Genomic DNA, 16885 nt, shown 5'->3' with positions numbered 1-16885 from the left:
GGTCAGGCCCGGGACGACGATAAACTGATGGACGTCACGCAATGCTGAAAATCGACAATCTTCACGCCGAAATCGACGGCAAGCCGATCCTCAAGGGCCTTTCGCTCGAAGTGAACGCGGGCGAGGTCCACGCGATCATGGGCCCCAACGGCGCGGGCAAGTCCACGCTGGCCTACGTGCTGGGCGGTCGCCCCGGCTACGAGGTGACACAAGGCAGCGTCAGTTTCCTGGGCCAGGACATGCTGGACATGGAACCGCACGAGCGCGCTGCGGCGGGGCTGTTCCTCGGCTTCCAGTACCCGGTCGAAATCCCCGGCGTCTCCAACGTGCAGTTCCTGCGCGAGGCGCTGAACGCGCAGCGCACCGCGCGCGGGGAAGAGGCGCTGACCGGCGGCGACTTCCTGAAGGTCGCGAAGGAAAAGGCCGCGCTGCTCAAGCTCGACATGGATATGCTGAAGCGCAACGTGAATGTCGGCTTCTCCGGCGGGGAGAAGAAGCGCGCCGAGATGGTGCAGATGGGCATTCTCGATCCCAAGCTGGCGGTTCTGGACGAGACGGACTCCGGCCTCGACATCGATGCGCTGCGCGTGGTGGGCGACGGGATCAACGCGATCATGCGCGCACCCGACAAGGGGGTGCTGCTGATCACGCACTACCAGCGGCTGCTCGACGTGGTGAAGCCCGATTTCGTGCACATCCTGTCGAACGGCCGGATCGTGAAGACCGGCGGGGCCGATCTCGCCCTCCAGCTGGAGCAGGAGGGATATGACGAGGTGATGGCGGCATGAGCGTTCTCGCGGCCATCCTCCTCGCCCAGGCGCCCGCCGCCGTACCTGCGCCCACGCAGCCGACCGAGATCACCGTCATCGGCAAGAAGCTCGCCAACTGGAAAGGCGGCGTGTTCAAGCGCGGCGGCAAGCTGATGTGCCGCACCGAAAGAAGCACCGGCGATGCACAGCTCGACGCGATCCGCTGCGGCGCGATGCTCGCCTGCGTGCGCCCGGTGGAGGGGCAGATCGACGCGATCATGGGATCGGACCTGAACAAGGCGACCAAGCGCAAGCGTTTCGACGCGCTGCTCGACAGCACCAAGCCGTGCCTCGAATCATACGAGGACGCGGCGGTGGCGAAAATGCTGGCGCGGCGCGCGGAAGGACCGGCGAGCCGATGAGCGAATCGATTCTTCTCCCCACCCGCAAGGACGAGGCGTGGCGCTATTCGGATGTCGAGGCGCTGCAGGGCATGGACCTCGCCCGGTTCGACGACTGGCGCGATATCGACGTGCCCGCCGGCGAGCGCTTCCATGACGTGCTGGTGATCGAGCCCGGCCCCGGTGCGAACGATGATACCGAACTGCGCCGCCTGCGCGTGAAGGTCGGTGCGGGCGCGCGGTGCGAGCTGTTCGGTGTGATCGCGGGCGGCCGGCTCGGCCGGATCGAGATCGTCGTGACGCTGGGCGAGGGGGCGCATTTCGAGCTCGGCGGCGTGACGCTGGGCGGGCGCGAGACGACCCGCGAATTCGTCACCCGGGTGGCGCACGAGGCTCCGCACGCGACCAGCAACCAGGTCGTGCGCAGCGTCCACTGGGGCAAGGGCACGGGAAATTTCCTCGGCCGGATCGACGTGGTGCGCGACGCGCAGAAGACCGACGCGGCGCAAAGCTTCAAGGGTCTGCTGCTCGAACGCGGGGCCAGCGTGAATGCAGTGCCGCAGCTCGAAATCTTCGCCGACGACGTGAAGTGCGAACACGGCGCCAGCGTCGGGCAATTGGACGAGGCGGCGCGCTATTACATGGCGACGCGCGGCCTCTCGCCCGAACAATCGCGCAAGCTGCTGGTCCAAGCCTTCATCGGCGATGCCTTCGTCGCGCTGGCGGACGAGGACGAGCGCGAGCGGCTGATGGCCCTGGCGCTCTCGCGGCTGGAACAGCAATTGTGAGCGACACCGCGCTCCTGACCCGCAAGGCGGATTTCCCCGGCATGGTGACCGCCGACGGCGCGCCGTGGCACTATCTCGACACCGCCGCGACGGCGCAGAAGCCGCGCGCGGTGATCGACGCGATGGCGCGCGCACTGGGGGAGGATTACGCGACCGTCCATCGCGGGGTCTATTCGCGCTCCGCCAACATGACGCTGGGCTACGAGGCCGCGCGGCGGCGCGTGGCGGAATTCATCGGCGCGAAGAGCGAGGACGAGGTCGTCTTCGTGCGCGGCGCGACCGAAGGGATCAACCTCGTCGCGCAAAGCTGGGGCGGGGCGAACATCGGCCCGGGCGACCGCATCATGCTGTCGATGCTGGAGCATCACTCCAACATCGTGCCCTGGCAACTGCTGGCCGAGCGGACCGGGGCGCAGATCGACGTCTGCCCGCTGACCGAGGACGGCCGGATCGACCTCGACGCGCTGGCCGCCATGCTGACGGAGCGGCACAAGCTCGTCGCGCTGGCGCATGTCTCCAACGTGCTCGGCTCGAAACTCGACGCGCGCCGCGCTGCGGAGCTCGCGCATGGGGTTGGCGCGAAGCTGCTGCTCGACGGATGCCAGGCCGCGCCGCGCATGTCATTGGACTTGTCCGCACTTGGTTGCGACTTCTACGTCTTTTCGGGACACAAGCTCTACGGCCCGACGGGGATCGGCGTGCTGTGGGCGCGGGACGAAATTCTCGACAATATGCCCCCGTGGCAGGGTGGCGGCGCGATGATCGATGCCGTCACTTTCGAAGGCTCGACCTATGCGAAGCCGCCGCAGCGCTTCGAGGCCGGGACCCCCATGATCACCGAGGCGATCGCGCTCCACGCCGCGATCGACTACGTCGCGGCGGCCGACATCGCCGCGCTCGAACGCCATGAAACGGCGCTGGTGGCCGAGGCGCGCGATGCGCTGTCGCGGTTCAACTCGGTCCGCCTGTTCGGGCCGCAGGACAGCGCCGGGATCGTCTCCTTCGTGATGGAGGGGGTTCACCCGCACGATCTCGGCACCATATTGGACGAAGAGAATGTCGCGATCCGCGCGGGGCATCACTGCGCCCAGCCGCTGATGGCGCATCTGGGCGTACCGGCGACGGCACGGGCCAGTTTCGGCCTCTACAGCGATGCCGACGACATTGCCGCGCTGGTGCGCGGGATCGAGCGCACGCAGAAGATTTTCGCCTAGGAAGGCACGGATATGAGCGAAGACCAGGACAGCAAGGATTTCATCGCCGCCCCCGCTCCCAACGAGCAGGTGCTGACGGATACGCCGCCCAAGCCGCCCCGCGCGCGTGTGCAGGACGCGGTCGAGCCGGATGGCGAAACCGCGCGCGAGACGATGGAGCGCAAGCGCGATTATCTCGAAGGGTTCCTGCAGAAGAAGCCTGCCGAAGCGAAGGCGGGCGAGCCCGGCGGCCAGCTGTACGAGGCGGTGGTCGAGGCGCTGAAGGAAATCTACGACCCGGAAATACCGGTCAATATCTACGATCTCGGCCTGATCTACGGCGTCGAGGTGTCGGACGAGGCGGACGTGGTCGTGACCATGACGCTGACGACGCCGCACTGCCCCGTTGCCGAGACCATGCCGGGCGAAGTCGAGCTGCGCGCTGCGTCCGTACCCGGCGTGCGCGATGCCCAGGTCAATCTCGTCTGGGACCCGCCCTGGGGGCCCAACAAGATGACCGACGAGGCGCGCCTCGAATTGGGGATGCTGTGATGGCCGAGACCAAATTACGCGAACGCCCCGCTGCGGTCACGCTGACCAAGGCTGCCGAGCAGCGCGTCGCCGATCTGATGGGGAAGGCACCCGCCGATGCGATCGGGGTCAAGCTGTCGACCCCCCGGCGCGGCTGTTCCGGTCTCGCCTATTCGGTCGATTACGTTACGCAAGAGGCGAAGTTCGACGAGAAGATCGAGACGCCCGGCGGCACCTTCTACATCGACGGTGCCAGCGTGCTGTACCTCGTCGGTAGCGTGATGGACTGGCAGGAAGACGATTTCACTGCCGGCTTCGTATTCGAGAACCCGAACGCCAAGGGCGCGTGCGGGTGCGGCGAAAGCTTCATGGTATGACGACCGCGATGCTGCGCACCGTGGGTCGCATCGCACTCGCGATCGCGCTGTTTCTGGCGATCGCCTGGCTCGCCGAGGTCCTGGGCTGGTTCGATCTGTTCGACGCACCGCTCAGCGGCGTGGTCGGATTCGGCCTTGCCGGAATTGCCTGCCTCGTCATCGCCCGCCGTGCCTCGCGCGAGGGCGGAGAGGACCGGCCCTAGCGCCTGAGCGCCGCGACGCAGCTGGCGCGGTCGACGTCCAGCCCATCGCTCGCCCGGCGGGCATCGACATAGGTCGCGGTCGGCTCCGCCCCGGGAGAGAGCGGGTAGAGATAGATGTCGAGCACGCATGGCTCGCCCACGAATTGCAGCTTGCGCACGTCGCCTTCGATCACGTTGAGCCGCGCGGGGCCGAAGATGTTCTGCAATTGCGCGGATGTTTGCCCGATCACGCCCTCCAGCCCCGGCGCGCGCATGATGCGCGGCGCACGGAACCCGTCGGGCGACGGCGGCGGCGGCTTGCTGGGGGGAACGGCGGTCGGTCGGCTCGGCCGGGTACCGCTGGTGGAGGACGGCGAGGTCCCTTCGCTCCGCCCCGGAGGGATCGTGGCGCATCCGGCCAGCGCGAGGGAAGCGGCGGTGGCGAGAGCCCAGTTGCGTTTCATCTCGATCGTCCATGTACCAGGTGGGTGGCTGCGGCCGCGCCGATAACCGGTGCGAGCAGGTTGAGGAAGGGGACCGCGAGCAACGCCGCGATGGCGCCGCCCAGCAGGAAACGCGTAACAGCATCGACCGGTGGCGGATCTTCCCGGCTCGCCCGATGGGGCAACCAGGCGAGATCGCGCAGTTCACGGCCTACCAGCCATGCGTTGACGACCCAGAACAGCAGGATCGTGCCCACGCCGGTGACCAGCAGCACCAGCGCGACGGGGGCGATCAACAGATTGACCAGCACGGTACGGCCTGCCCCCTTCGCGCCTTCCGCCAGCGATTCTGCAAAGGGAAGTTCGCGCGCCGACGCGGCCGCCTGCGGATAATGGCGCCGCTCCACCGCGCGCACCACGTCGTCGGCGAAGAACTGGATCACCGCCAGCGCGATGACGCGAAAAAGCAGCCACCCGCCCAGCGCCACCGCCAGCAGGGTCAGCACACCCGCCAGCGTGTCGTCGTAGCTTGCGATCCATTGCGACAGCACGTGTTGCAACAAAGCATAGAGCCCCGCACCCGCGAGGGCGAAGATACCCAGCGTCGCCAGAATCGACTTTCCCAGCACCCGGAGAATGGCCGGATCGCCGAGTTGCGCGACGGCGCGTGCGAGGGATGCGGGAAGCGACAGCATTGTGCGACTGGAGTTTTCCGGCCCGTCCGGGCGCAAGTCAATCGCATCGTCGCGCACGCGGACTTGGCCCTTGCCCGCTTTGTCGCTAGGCGCGGCCCTTTCCCACCAGATACGATCTTCAGCAAAGGCCGCCCATGACCAAGCCCACCCACGACGTGATCGCCATCGGCAACGCCATCGTCGACGTTCTCGCCCCGTGCGAGGATGCCGATATCGAACGGCTGGGGCTGGCAAAGGGCGGGATGTCGCTGGTGGATACCGACCGGGCGGAGGAGCTCTACAAAGCGATGGGCCCGGCGCGCGAGATTTCGGGCGGGTCGGCGGCGAACACACTGGCAGGCTGCGCCGCGCTTGGCCTCAAATGCCAGTTCATCGGCCAGGTCGCCGACGATCAGCTGGGCAAGGTCTTCCGCCACGATATCGAGGCGGTCGGCGTCACCTTCGCCACTCCGGCGCGCGAGGCCGAGCCGCCGACCGCGCGCTGCCTGATCTTCGTGACGCCCGACGGCGAGCGCACGATGAACACCTTCCTCGGCGCGAGCCAGTTCCTGCCCGCCGCCGCGCTGGACGAGAGCGCCATCGCCGATGCTGCGATTCTCTACCTGGAAGGCTATCTGTGGGACCCCGAGGAGCCGCGCAGCGCGATGCGCCGTGCGATCGAGGTCGCGCGCAACGCCGGGCGCAAGGTGGCCTTTACCGCCAGCGAGAGCTTCGTGATCGAGCGCCATGGCGACGATTTCCGGCAGCTTATGGCCGAAGGGCTGATCGACATCCTGTTCGTGAACGAGCACGAATTGGCGACGCTCACCGGAGAGAGCGATTTCGAGGCGGGTATTGCCGCCGTGAAGGACAAGCTGCAGGTGCTTGTTGCCACGCGCAGCGCGGCAGGAGCGGTGGCGGTCGCTGGCGACGAACGCGCTGAAGTGCCCGCCGAACCGGTCGAAAAGGTGGTCGACACCACCGGCGCGGGCGACCTGTTTGCGGCGGGCTTCCTCTCCGGTCACGCGCGCGGCGCGGGGCTGGAGGAATGCCTCACCCGCGGTGCCGTCGCCGCGGCAGAGATCATCAGCCACTGGGGCCCCCGGCCCGAGGCGGATTTGAAGAAGCTGGTGGCCGCGCGGCTGGGCTGAATCAGCCGCCGTTCTCCCGGGCCACTTCGCGCCAGCCGATGTCACGGCGGCAGAAGCCCGAAGGGAAATCGATCGCATCGATCGCGGCGTAGGCGGCGGCCTGGGCTTCGGACACGCTGCCGCCCGTAGCGGTGACGTTGAGCACGCGTCCACCGCTCGCGACCAGCGCACCTTCGGCATCGCGCCGCGTCCCGGCATGGAAGACCTTCGCCCCCTCGGCCTCCGCATTGCCTAGCTCGATCGCGCCCCCCTTTTCCGGCGTGCCGGGATAGCCCTTCGCCGCCATCACCACGGTCAGCGCGGTTTCGTCCGACAGCTTCGCTTCTTGGTGGTCGCCCAGCGTGCCGTTGGCGCAGGCGAGCATCAGTTCGCCCAGATCCTCCTCCAGCCGCATCATCAGCACCTGGCATTCGGGATCGCCGAAGCGGCAGTTGTACTCGATCAGCTGCGGGCCGTCGGCGGTCAGCATCAGCCCGGCATAGAGCACGCCCGAATAGGGCATGCCCTCGGCGTGCAGCGTGTCGACCGTCGGACGAAGGATCCGCTCCATCGCCTCCCCCTGCAGGCCGGGGGTCAGCACCGGGGCTGGGCTGTAGGCCCCCATGCCGCCGGTATTGGACCCGGTGTCGCCCTCGCCCACCCGCTTGTGGTCCTGCGCGGTGCCGATCGGCAGGATAGCGGTGCCGTCGGTCAGCGCGAAGAAGCTCGCCTCCTCGCCCGCGAGGAACTGCTCGATCACGACTTCGCTGCCGGCATCCCCGAACTTCCCGTCGAACATGGAACGGAGCGCTTCCTGCGCCTCGGTCCGCGTTTCGGCGATCACCACGCCCTTGCCAGCGGCCAGCCCGTCGGCCTTGAGCACGAATGGCGCGTCGTATTGCTTCAGCGCGCCCCACGCCTCTTCCAGAGAGACGGCGCGGGTGTAGCGCGCGGTGGGTATTCCGGCGCGTTCGCACAGGGCCTTGGTGAAGCTCTTGCTGCCCTCCAGCTGTGCGGCGGCTTTCGAGGGGCCGAAGACGGCAATTCCCGCCGCGCGCAGATCGTCGGCCAGCCCCGCTACCAGCGGCGCTTCCGGGCCGACGACCACCAGTCCGATCGCGTTCTCGCGGCAGAAGGCCAGCACGGCGGGATGATCGCCAACGGCAAGCTCGACGCAGGCGGCGTGGTCTGCAATGCCCGGATTGCCCGGCGCGGCGTAGAGCGTATCGCCCTCGCCCGAAAGCAGCCGGGATTGCGCCAGCTTCCACGCCAGCGCATGTTCGCGCCCGCCCGACCCGATCAGCAGGATATTCATGGCACACCCCTATAGCGATACCGAAGACTCCGGCCTCGTAGCGAAGGGGCGCGCGGGCGACAACGCCGAGCCGCTGACGGTGAGCGCGCTGTCCGCCGCCCTGAAGCGCACGGTGGAGGACCGCTTCGGCCATGTCCGCCTGCGCGGCGAGCTGTCGGGGGTGAAGCGCGCCGCATCGGGCCATCTCTATTGCTGCCTGAAGGATGAGAAGGCGGTGATCGACGGCGTCATGTGGCGCGGCAACGCGGCGACCCTCGCCTTCCTGCCCGAAGACGGCCTGGAAGTCGTCGCAAGCGGCAAGCTGACCACCTATCCCGGCCGTTCCAAATACCAGATCGTGGTCGACCGGCTGGAGCTGGCGGGCGAAGGCGCGTTGCTGGCGCTGCTCGAGAAGACCAAGGCGCGGCTGGAGGCGGAGGGGCTGTTCGCGCCCGAGAAGAAACGCCCGCTGCCGTTCCTGCCGCGCACCATCGGCGTCGTCACCAGCCCTACCGGGGCAGTGATTCGCGACATCCTCCACCGCCTCGCAGACCGCTTCCCCAGCCATGTGCTCGTCTGGCCGGTGCTGGTGCAGGGGCAGGGCGCGGCGCAACAGGTGGCGAGCGCGGTGCGCGGCTTCGGCGCGATCGAGCCGGGCGGCGCGGTACCCCGACCCGACCTGCTGATCGTCGCGCGCGGGGGTGGCTCGATCGAGGATTTGTGGAGCTTCAACGAGGAAGCGGTGGTGCGCGCGATTGCCGAATCGCCGATTCCCGTGATCAGCGCGGTCGGGCACGAGACCGACACCACGCTGTCCGATTACGCCGCCGACCGGCGCGCGCCGACGCCGACCGCCGCCGCCGAGATCGCGGTGCCGGTCCGCGCCGAGCTGGCCGCGACGCTGGCCGACTTCGGCGCGCGGAAGAAACGCGCGATCCTGCGCCCGGTCCAGCTGGGGCGTGAACGGCTGGCGGCGCGGGCGGATCGCCTGCCGAAGATCGAGGCGTTGCTTCAGCCGCAGGCGCAGCGGATCGACGACGGGGCTGAGCGCTTGCGGCGCGCGCTTCGCGACCGTGCGCAGAGTGCGCGCGAGGCGTTACTGGCGGACAGCGTGCGGCTTTCCCCCGCCATCTTGCGCCACCGGATCGATCGCGCGCGCGACCGGCTCGGCGCGGCGCGGCTCTCGCCCGCGCTTCTGGCGGACCGGCTGGCGCGTGCGGGGGAGCGGCTCGAGGCGCGGGGCCGGGTGCTCGCATCGCTCGATCCGCGTGCGCCGCTCTCGCGCGGTTATGCGCTGGTCTACGATGGCGAGGGCATGATGGTGAAGTCGGCGAAGACCGCGGGCGCCGCGGCGTCGCTAGCGCTGGAATTCGCCGATGGACGGGTCGATGCGGTTCCCAATGCAAGGTCTGCACCACGACCGACGAGAAAGCGCGGCGCATCAGGACCTGCGGCGAAACAGGATGATTTGTTCGACTGAGCCGAGACTGGTAAGGGCCCGCCCATGCTGATGAATTCTTCCGACCAGCCCGCGCGGCTGCATTACGGCCCCAACGGATTTCGCGTCCTGCGGGCGGGCCGCTTCGTCAATTGCGCCGTTACGGGCGAGCCGATCGCGCTGGAGGATCTGCGCTATTGGAGCGTCGAGCGGCAGGAGCCCTATGCCAGCTGCGAGATCGCCACCCGCCGGATGACGGAGGGCGGTTGATGCGCAGGACGGGCCTGACTGCTGCCGCGCTTGCGGCGGCGCTGGCGATTCTGGGTGGATGCAGCGGCACCGACGCAGATGAAAGAGGGCCGGTCGAAACGGTGCAGCCGCTTCGCGCGCCCGCGCCTTCGCCCGCTACCGCCCCCGCGCCAGCTCCGTCAGGCCCTTCGACCTTCGTTTACGACGGCGAGCTGGAGCAGGGCGGCTGGATCGTCGGGCAGGTTCCTGCAGGCACGGTTTCCGCTAGGCTCGACCTGCGCGACCTTACTGTGACGCAGGATGGACGGTTCTTCGCCGGGTTCGACCGCGATGCCCCGGGCGACGCGGTGCTGGTCGCAAAGCTGCGCGACGGACGCACGGTCACCAGCCCGCTGACGATCCAGCCACGCGCCTGGCGCATCGAGAACATCAATATTGCGCGCAATCCGACTGGGCCCAGCGAGTCCTTCATGAAAATTCGCCGCCCCGAACTTGCCAGGATCAATGCGGCGCGGAGCGAGGATGCGCAGAGCGATGGCTGGAGCCAGTCCTTCATCTGGCCGGTCAAGGGGCGCATCTCCGGCCTGTTCGGCTCGCAGCGCGTCTATCGCGGCGAACCCGGCAGCTATCACACCGGGCTCGACATCGCGCCGGGCGGCGGGGTCCCCTATGTCGCGCCGGCGGACGGGGTGGTGACGCTGGCGGCGGACGATCCCTTCAGCCTGGAGGGCAAGCTGCTGATCATCGATCACGGCATGGGCCTTAACAGCGCCTTCCTGCATTCGTCCTCGCTCGCGGTGAAGGAAGGGGACGTGGTCCGGCAGGGGCAAGTGCTGGGCACCGTCGGCATGACCGGGCGCGCGACCGGCCCGCACCTGCATTGGAGCATCAAGTGGCGCGATACGCGGCTCGACCCCTTGCTGTTCCTTCCGCCGCAATGAGTTGCCGTGGAGGCGGCAGATGATCGGTCGTCTCGCCCTCCTCGCGCTGGTCGCCATCGGGCTTTCGCCTGGCCTGTTCTGGCGCGACGATCCCCCGCCATACGACCAGACCTCTGGCGTGGTGGCAAAGCGGATCGCAGCCGGTATGCAGCGGCTTGGACCGTTCGCGGTGGGGGGGGTGTGGCAGCTTCTCAGCGAGAACGACCGCTTCGGCGGTTATTCGGGGCTGGTAGCGCTGTCGCCGAACCGGCTGCTGTCGGTGAGCGATGCCGGCCGCATGATGACGATCACGCTGGAAGATGGCGCGCCAAAGCAATTCGCCATGACGAGCTTCGTGCGCGAAACGGAGGATTCGGCGAAGAACACCCGCGATGTGGAGGCGATCACGCGCGATCCCGCCAGCGGGCGGTTATGGGCCGCGTACGAGGATTCGAACGCGATCGAGCGGCGTTCACGCACCCTTGCTCCCGAGCGCAAGGTCCGCCCGCCGGAAATGCGCGGGTGGGGCAAGAATACGGGGCCGGAGGCATTCACCCGGTTGGCCGATGGCCGCTTTTTGGTCCTGTCCGAAGGGTCGCGCAGGATGTTCGGGGCGGTGCATCCCGCAGTGCTCTATCCCGATGACCCCACGACGGGCGTCGCGGGCCTGCGTTTCTCAATCCGCATGCCCGAAGGTTACGACCCGTCGGACATGGCGGCATTGCCCGATGGCCGGGTGTTGATCCTGGGGCGAAAGGTCAGGCTGATCCCGCCCGGCTTCCGAACCATGGTGATGGTGGCCGATCCGGCGCGGATCAGACTGGGCGAGGAATGGCGCGGCACCGTGTTGGCCCGCATCGATCCGCCGTTTCCGAGCGACAATTACGAAGGGCTGGCCGTCGTTCCGGCGGCCGATGGCGGCTATCCGGTCACGCTCTGGCTGATTTCCGACGACAACCGGATGCAAATCCAGCGCACGCTTCTTGCGAAGCTGCGCTGGGACGGCTCGTCGATGTAGCAAACCGGCGCGGGCGGCGCGCCGGGGGGAATCAGGCGGCTTCGGCCTGCTTCTCGGCCTTCTTCAGCTCGCGCTTCACCTTCAGCGCACGGGCCGAAAGCTTCTCGTCGCGAGTCTTAAGCAGCCAGTTGTCGAGACCGCCATTGTGCTCGACCGAGCGCAGGCCCTGCGTCGACACGCGGAACTTGAAGCTGCGATCCAGCTTCTCGCTCATCAGCGTGACGTTCTGCAGGTTGGGCAGGAAGACCTTCTTGGTCTTGTTGTTGGCGTGGCTCACATTGTGGCCGACCTGGCGGCCCTTGCCCGTCAGTTCGCAGATGCGCGACATGGTAGTTCTCTCGTTCCAAATGGAGCCGCGGGCGCATGCCCTGCGGCGTCAAAACACGACCGGTGGTATTCCGGGAAGCGGCGCGCTTAGCGGGCGAGGGGCGAATCGTCAAGTCGCAGCCGGACACAGCCGTGAGACCATGCGGGTCGGAACACCGGGCCCCGCGGTTCATTCCCCTCGTATCCGTAAAACGCAATATGGGGGAATTTCCATGCGCAATATCATCGCCACCGCCATCCTCGGCACCGCGGCCCTGGGCCTTGCAGCCTGCGACGTAGAGCAGACCGAGGAAGCCGAACTGCCGGAGATCGAGGCGTCCGGTGGGAACATGCCGGAATACGACGTCGATGCCGCCGAGGTCGATGTCGATGCCGGAACAGAAACCAAGGAAGTCGAAGTCCCGACCCTGGATGTGGACGTCGATCCGGCCGATGCGGACAGCGAATCGGCTGAACAATAACGGACTGCACCGCTAGGGGGAGCCGATGGCCGGCTTCCCCTCACCCTTCATGATTCGCGCGCTCGAGCTGGCACGCGAAGCGAGCGCCGAGGGTGAGGTGCCCGTGGGCGCGGTCGTCGTTCGCGACGGAATTATCGTGGGCGAGGGCCGCAATGCTCCCCGCCGCGATCACGATCCCACCGCACACGCCGAGATACTGGCCCTACGCCAGGCGGCGCGGACCGTGGGAAGCGAACGGCTAACCGGATGCGACTTGTGGGTGACGCTGGAACCGTGCGCCATGTGTGCCGGAGCGATCGTTCACGCGCGTATCCGCCGCCTCTATTATGCGGCCAGCGACCCGAAAGGCGGCGCGGTGGAGCATGGTGCCCGCGTGTTCGATCAACCGCAGGCGCATCATCGGCCCGAGGTCTACGCCGGGCTGGGAGAGCGCGAAGCGGCCGGCCTGTTGCAGGATTTCTTCCGCAACCGCCGCTAGCGGCTAAAGCCCGCGCCAGATCCTGATAGGTGCATTATCGGGAAGGCCGAAGCGGCGGCGATCGCAGGGTTCGGGCCGGAAACGGCGATCGTAGCACAGCTGAAGTTCTTCCAGCCAGCCGCTCTTGCTCAGGCGGATGCCCACCATGTTCGGCTCCCACCCCCCGTTCGGCTCTGCGAAGGCGCGGCGTACGTCGCCGACCGTCAGGCCGTCCTGGCGCGAAAGGCGATCGAGATCGGGCAGGCGGTAGGAGTTCCACAGGATGCGAACCACTTTGTAATAGGTCTCGGGCCGCCGCGTCATGCACGCGCCATGCTTGGCCCATTGCCGTGCCACCATGGCGGCGGAGGGGCTGAGGCAGAGCTGGCGAGCGATCTCCAGACCTGTCGGGCGGATGTCGGTGGGGCACCATTGCGGCCAGCTGCGCCCGCTTTCGGGCCAGAAACCGTGTACCACCAGGCCGAAGCGCCCGTTGCGCCCGCTGCATTGCAGCGCCCGTCCGCGCGCCCCCGTGCGGGGTGCGTGGCAGAATTCCGGGCTCCAGCTCAGCGCCATGGTATAGCCGGTTATCGGCAAGCGGCGCACCGGCCCGTCGCGGGGCACCACCGGCGCAACCACTGCGCGCGGCATCCGACACTGATAGGACTGCGCGGTAGCCGGTCCGGCAGTCAGCGTCGCGACCAGCGCGGCCCCGACAGCCAGTGCGCGTCCGTCAGCTACCCCGCTTCTCCGCGAACCAAGCCTTCGCATCGGGTCGAAACAGGAAGTAGATGGCGACGCCCTGCAATATGTAGGTGACGATGGTCAGCACCATCATCAGGCTGAAATCGCCCTGCAGCATGGTTGGAAGCGATACGAGGCCCCAGAGGAAGAACAGGATCAGGATCCACTTCACCAGCTCGATCCGCAGGCGTGAGATCAGCGCCCACAATCCGATGCTGATCGCCATTCCCACGACGAAGCTGCCGATAAGGAATGTGCCGGCATTCGCCATGTCGAGGCCGTTGGCGGCCATCTGCGCTTCCGCCTGTGCCGTCATCTCCCCGTAGCCGAGGAAGAAATTCACGATCGCGACCACGATCGAGGCCAGGTAAAGCATGTCGAATTTACGAATGGATTCAGGCCGCATGGCGCGAATATCTCCCTCTCCCCGGCCCGCTCTCCTGGCCGCGAACCGGTGGATGCCGCAATTCTACAGCGCGGTAAAGTCGAGACCGATATCGGCGGCGGGGGCACTCTGGGTCAGGCGACCGACCGAGACGTAATCGACGCCGGTCGCCGCCTTGGCGGCGATGGTCTCAAGCGTGATGCCACCGCTGGCCTCGGTCGGTACCCGGCCGGCGACGAGCGCCACCGCCTCGCGCAGCGTCGGCGGCTCCATATTGTCGAGCAAGAGCCGGGTCGCGCCGGCGGCGAGGGCGGGCTCGATCTGGTCGATCCGGTCCACCTCGCAGATGATCTCGCGCACCCCGGCATCGACCGCCCGGCGCACCGCCTCGGCGACACTGCCCGCGACGAGGACGTGGTTGTCCTTGATCATCGCGGCATCCCACAGCCCCATGCGATGGTTGTTACCGCCGCCCATGCGCACGGCGTATTTCTCCAGCATGCGCAGGCCGGGGATGGTCTTGCGGGTGTCGAGCAGGGTGCAGTCGGAATTGTCCATCGCCCGGACATAGCTGCGCACCAGTGTCGCGATGCCAGAGAGGTGCTGCACGGTGTTGAGCGCTGCACGCTCTGCGGTCAGCATGGCGCGCGCATCACCCTCGATCCGCATCAGATCGGTTCCGGGTGCGACCTCGTCGCCGTCCTCGACCAGCCTTTCCAGCGCAATATCCGCATCGAGCGCGCGAAAGAACGCCTCCGCCACCGGGAGGCCCGCGACCATGATCGCATCGCGGCTGTCCATCACGCCGGAGAAGCGTGCGTCTGGGGGGATCACGCTCTCGCTGGTGACGTCGCGCCCGCCGCCCGGTAGCCCCTCGCCCAGATCCTCCGCGAGAGTGTCGCGCACGAAGCGGTCGAGGTCGAAGCCGGGAAGTTCAAATACCATTTCCCGGTCCTAGCGGAAAAACGGGCTGCGACCAGTAGTCAGCAAGGCCGAACGGCTGCCCGCAGGCCGCGCGAAGCGAAGCGGAGCGAACAGCACCGAGGACGAGCGCACGGAGACGCGCTCGCAAATCCTCAATGCACGAAGCGCGCGACCACGTCGCGATAGGACCGGCTCACCTTCACCTCGGCCCCGGAATCGAGCACCAGGAAGCACTCGCCATTGGTGTGCGGCTTCACCTGCCGGACCTGGTCGAGATTGACGATGGTGGAGCGGTGCACGCGCTGGAACTTGCGCGGATCGAGCCGGCGTTCGAGATCCTTCATCGTTTCGCGCAGGATCAGCGAATTGTCGCCGGTGTAGATACACATGTAGTCGCCCGCGGCCTCGATGTGCTCGATCGACCCGACCTCGACTCGGAAAATCTGCCCCCGGTCCTTCACGTTGATCAGCTTCTCGAAGCGCTCGCTCGCCTCGCCTTCGCCTTCGGAGAATTCCTCCGCCGCTTCGGGCGCGACCTCGCTCAGGACGTTGAGCAGCTTCTCCGCCTCGTCGGCCGATTTCTTTTCGGCGAGGCGCAGGCGCACCCGTTCGATCGTGTCCGCCAGCGCATCCTCGTCCACCGGCTTCATCAGGTAATGCACCGCATTGGCTTCGAATGCCCGGACCGCGTGCTCCTGATAGGCGGTGACGAACACGAACAGCGGCGGCTCGATCTCCATGACCCCCTTTACCACGGAGAACCCGTCGAACCCCGGCATCTGGATGTCGAGGAAGACGAGATCGGGTTTCTCCGTCTTGATCTTGCGGATCGCCTCACGCCCGTTGGAGCAGGTATCGATCACTTCCACGTCCTCGAACGGTTCGAGGCGGAGCTGGAGCCCCTGGATGGCGAGCTTCTCGTCGTCGACGAGGATGGTACGGATAGTCATGGTCAAGTGGTTCCGGTTGCAGGACGGGTGAATGCCGGGTCAACGGCTGGGGGATCGGCGGGTTTCTGGGCGGGCGCGGCTTCCTGGCGCGCGGCTGGGCCGGCGGAAACGGGTCGGCTTTGGCCCGCCTCCTCGGCAGCGGTGCTGGTCTCGTAGGGGATTTCGATGATCACCGTGAACCCACCCCCGGCGGGCGCGCGGATTTCGAACAGGTGCTCGTCGCTATAGGCCTGGGCCAGCCGGTCGCGAATATTGGCGAGGCCGACCCCGGTGGATACGGTGTCGCCGGTCATCGCCGCGGGCAGTGTGCTGCGCGATTGGGGGTTCTGGATACCCGGCCCCGTATCCGCCACCGCCACCCGCAGGCGCGGGCCGACGACATGGGCGGTGAGCGAGATGCGCGCGCCCTCCTCCTGCGCGGAGACAGCATATTTTATCGCATTCTCGACCAGCGGCTGGAGCAGCATGGAAGGAAGGCACGCCTTGGCGGCATCGTCGGTGATGTCGAATTCGGTCCGCAGCCGCTCCTCGAACCGCATCCGCTCGATTGCGAGATAGAGCTTCAGGGTCTCTACCTCCTGCGCCAGAGTCACCTTCGCGCCGGGCTGGGTCACCAGCGTGTGGCGCAGGAAGCCCGACAGGCGGGTCAACATCGCGTTGGCAGGTTCGGTCTGTTTCAGCAGCACCAGCGTGCTGATCGAATTGAGCGTGTTGAACAGGAAATGCGGATTGAGCTGATACCGCAGCATGGCGAGCTGTGCGCTGGTCGCCTGCGCTTCCAGCCGTTCCAGCCGGTCGGCCTGCTCTTCCACCTGGAGGAAGAAATTGATCGCGTAGTAGAGACCGGTCCACGCGCCCAGCAGCAGGAAATCGAAGAACAAATAGAGGAAGATGAGCTGTGCCAGCGTGGTGTCGCGGTCGGAATAGTACAGGCCGCCCACCCATGCCTCGACCAGCGCGTAGAGGATGACGCCAACGCCCAGCGAGAGCGCGGTCAGCCCCCAGGTGACGATCGGCCGCCGGTTGATGAGGCCGCGATAGATCACGGACAGGACGAGGCTGATCGAAAAGCCGGTGATCGCCACCACCAGCATCAGGACCATGTAACTGGCGTTCTGCCCGTTTGAGAGGCCCTGGATCGTGCGCAGGAGCAACGCGCCGATCCAGCCGGCGATCTGGAGATTCCAGAAGGCGCGGTTCTTGTTCTCGAAGAACGGCGTCGGGCGGATCGGCAGGACGGGCATGCGCGG

Annotated in this window: 23 protein-coding genes; 14 read left to right on the top strand and 9 right to left on the bottom strand. The window is 67.1% G+C overall.

The window, feature by feature from the left end:
- Positions 1-41 precede the first annotated feature (41 nt).
- Genes sufC through F7D01_RS06350 form a run of 7 tightly spaced genes read left to right on the top strand, consistent with a single transcriptional unit; the run spans position 42 to position 4242 of the window.
- Entirely contained in the window at positions 42-788 is a 747-nt protein-coding gene (sufC, locus tag F7D01_RS06380; RefSeq protein WP_215229356.1) for a Fe-S cluster assembly ATPase SufC, read from the top strand.
- Positions 785-1171 (top strand): hypothetical protein, encoded by a 387-nt coding sequence (locus F7D01_RS06375; RefSeq protein ID WP_215229355.1) that lies wholly within the window; start codon positions 785-787, stop codon positions 1169-1171. Before sufC ends, F7D01_RS06375 begins: the two co-directional genes overlap by 4 nt.
- A complete protein-coding gene (locus F7D01_RS06370) occupies positions 1168-1938 on the top strand; it encodes a SufD family Fe-S cluster assembly protein (RefSeq protein WP_215229354.1) in 771 nt (256 codons plus the stop codon). Before F7D01_RS06375 ends, F7D01_RS06370 begins: the two co-directional genes overlap by 4 nt.
- Positions 1935-3152: a cysteine desulfurase gene (locus F7D01_RS06365; RefSeq protein WP_215229353.1), complete on the top strand. Its 1218-nt coding sequence runs from the start codon at positions 1935-1937 to the stop codon at positions 3150-3152. The genes F7D01_RS06370 and F7D01_RS06365 overlap by 4 nt, the downstream gene beginning before the upstream one ends.
- A gap of 12 nt (positions 3153-3164) precedes the next feature.
- Complete coding sequence (locus F7D01_RS06360; protein ID WP_215229352.1) at positions 3165-3683, top strand: SUF system Fe-S cluster assembly protein; 519 nt, start codon at positions 3165-3167, stop codon at positions 3681-3683.
- On the top strand, positions 3683-4039 hold the full coding sequence (locus tag F7D01_RS06355; protein WP_215229351.1) for an iron-sulfur cluster assembly accessory protein: 357 nt from the start codon (positions 3683-3685) through the stop codon (positions 4037-4039). The genes F7D01_RS06360 and F7D01_RS06355 overlap by 1 nt, the downstream gene beginning before the upstream one ends.
- A complete protein-coding gene (locus F7D01_RS06350) occupies positions 4036-4242 on the top strand; it encodes a hypothetical protein (RefSeq protein ID WP_215229350.1) in 207 nt (68 codons plus the stop codon). The genes F7D01_RS06355 and F7D01_RS06350 overlap by 4 nt, the downstream gene beginning before the upstream one ends.
- Here the strand turns inward: F7D01_RS06350 and F7D01_RS06345 are convergent.
- A complete protein-coding gene (locus F7D01_RS06345) occupies positions 4239-4685 on the bottom strand; it encodes a hypothetical protein (RefSeq protein WP_215229349.1) in 447 nt (148 codons plus the stop codon). The genes F7D01_RS06350 and F7D01_RS06345 overlap by 4 nt on opposite strands.
- A complete protein-coding gene (locus tag F7D01_RS06340; RefSeq protein WP_215229348.1) occupies positions 4682-5359 on the bottom strand; it encodes an EI24 domain-containing protein in 678 nt (225 codons plus the stop codon). Before F7D01_RS06340 ends, F7D01_RS06345 begins: the two co-directional genes overlap by 4 nt.
- Before the next feature lie 134 nt (positions 5360-5493).
- Between F7D01_RS06340 and F7D01_RS06335 the strand changes: the two genes are divergently transcribed.
- A complete protein-coding gene (locus tag F7D01_RS06335; RefSeq protein ID WP_215229347.1) occupies positions 5494-6489 on the top strand; it encodes an adenosine kinase in 996 nt (331 codons plus the stop codon).
- 1 nt (position 6490) lies between these two features.
- On the opposite strand, the gene purD is transcribed toward F7D01_RS06335, so the two are convergent.
- Complete coding sequence (purD, locus tag F7D01_RS06330) at positions 6491-7783, bottom strand: phosphoribosylamine--glycine ligase (protein WP_215229346.1); 1293 nt, start codon at positions 7781-7783, stop codon at positions 6491-6493.
- On the opposite strand from purD, the gene xseA reads away from it, so the two are divergent.
- Genes xseA through F7D01_RS06310 form a run of 4 tightly spaced genes read left to right on the top strand, consistent with a single transcriptional unit; the run spans position 7782 to position 11387 of the window.
- Entirely contained in the window at positions 7782-9242 is a 1461-nt protein-coding gene (gene xseA / locus F7D01_RS06325; RefSeq protein ID WP_215229345.1) for an exodeoxyribonuclease VII large subunit, read from the top strand. The two genes, purD and xseA, sit on opposite strands and share 2 nt — an antisense overlap.
- A 24-nt stretch (positions 9243-9266) precedes the next feature.
- Entirely contained in the window at positions 9267-9470 is a 204-nt protein-coding gene (locus tag F7D01_RS06320) for a DUF2093 domain-containing protein (protein WP_215229344.1), read from the top strand.
- On the top strand, positions 9470-10390 hold the full coding sequence (locus F7D01_RS06315; RefSeq protein ID WP_215229343.1) for a M23 family metallopeptidase: 921 nt from the start codon (positions 9470-9472) through the stop codon (positions 10388-10390). The genes F7D01_RS06320 and F7D01_RS06315 overlap by 1 nt, the downstream gene beginning before the upstream one ends.
- A gap of 19 nt (positions 10391-10409) precedes the next feature.
- Positions 10410-11387: an esterase-like activity of phytase family protein gene (locus F7D01_RS06310; protein WP_215229342.1), complete on the top strand. Its 978-nt coding sequence runs from the start codon at positions 10410-10412 to the stop codon at positions 11385-11387.
- Between the two features lie 31 nt (positions 11388-11418).
- Here F7D01_RS06310 and rpmB read toward each other — a convergent pair whose 3' ends face one another.
- Positions 11419-11715, bottom strand: coding sequence for a 50S ribosomal protein L28 (gene rpmB, locus F7D01_RS06305; RefSeq protein WP_215229341.1), 297 nt, complete (start codon positions 11713-11715; stop codon positions 11419-11421).
- 211 nt (positions 11716-11926) lie between these two features.
- Here rpmB and F7D01_RS06300 point away from each other — a divergent pair, with 211 nt between their 5' ends.
- Both F7D01_RS06300 and tadA read left to right on the top strand, forming a co-directional pair.
- On the top strand, positions 11927-12175 hold the full coding sequence (locus F7D01_RS06300; protein ID WP_215229340.1) for a hypothetical protein: 249 nt from the start codon (positions 11927-11929) through the stop codon (positions 12173-12175).
- Positions 12176-12200: 25 nt separating this feature from the next.
- Positions 12201-12653: a tRNA adenosine(34) deaminase TadA gene (gene tadA, locus F7D01_RS06295; protein WP_215229339.1), complete on the top strand. Its 453-nt coding sequence runs from the start codon at positions 12201-12203 to the stop codon at positions 12651-12653.
- 3 nt (positions 12654-12656) lie between these two features.
- Here the strand turns inward: tadA and F7D01_RS06290 are convergent, their stop codons facing one another.
- From F7D01_RS06290 to F7D01_RS06270, 5 genes are all read right to left on the bottom strand, one after another.
- Complete coding sequence (locus F7D01_RS06290; RefSeq protein ID WP_215229338.1) at positions 12657-13403, bottom strand: ribonuclease T; 747 nt, start codon at positions 13401-13403, stop codon at positions 12657-12659.
- A complete protein-coding gene (locus F7D01_RS06285; protein ID WP_215229337.1) occupies positions 13366-13752 on the bottom strand; it encodes a hypothetical protein in 387 nt (128 codons plus the stop codon). Before F7D01_RS06285 ends, F7D01_RS06290 begins: the two co-directional genes overlap by 38 nt.
- A gap of 93 nt (positions 13753-13845) precedes the next feature.
- Entirely contained in the window at positions 13846-14706 is an 861-nt protein-coding gene (gene nadC, locus F7D01_RS06280; RefSeq protein ID WP_215229336.1) for a carboxylating nicotinate-nucleotide diphosphorylase, read from the bottom strand.
- A 131-nt stretch (positions 14707-14837) separates the two neighbouring features.
- Positions 14838-15635, bottom strand: a complete 798-nt coding sequence (locus F7D01_RS06275) for a LytTR family DNA-binding domain-containing protein (protein WP_215229335.1) — start codon at positions 15633-15635, stop codon at positions 14838-14840.
- Positions 15636-15637: 2 nt separating this feature from the next.
- The gene (locus F7D01_RS06270; RefSeq protein ID WP_215229334.1) at positions 15638-16879 is read right to left on the bottom strand and encodes a sensor histidine kinase; all 1242 of its coding nucleotides are present in this window, start codon (positions 16877-16879) and stop codon (positions 15638-15640) included.
- Between the last annotated feature and the right edge of the window lie 6 nt (positions 16880-16885).

Origin of the sequence: Erythrobacter sp. 3-20A1M (genome assembly GCF_018636735.1) — a bacterium.
Taxonomy (GTDB): domain Bacteria; phylum Pseudomonadota; class Alphaproteobacteria; order Sphingomonadales; family Sphingomonadaceae; genus Alteriqipengyuania.
Note: the sequence above shows the minus strand (reverse complement) of the source record. Positions and strands in the feature narration are given on the sequence as shown.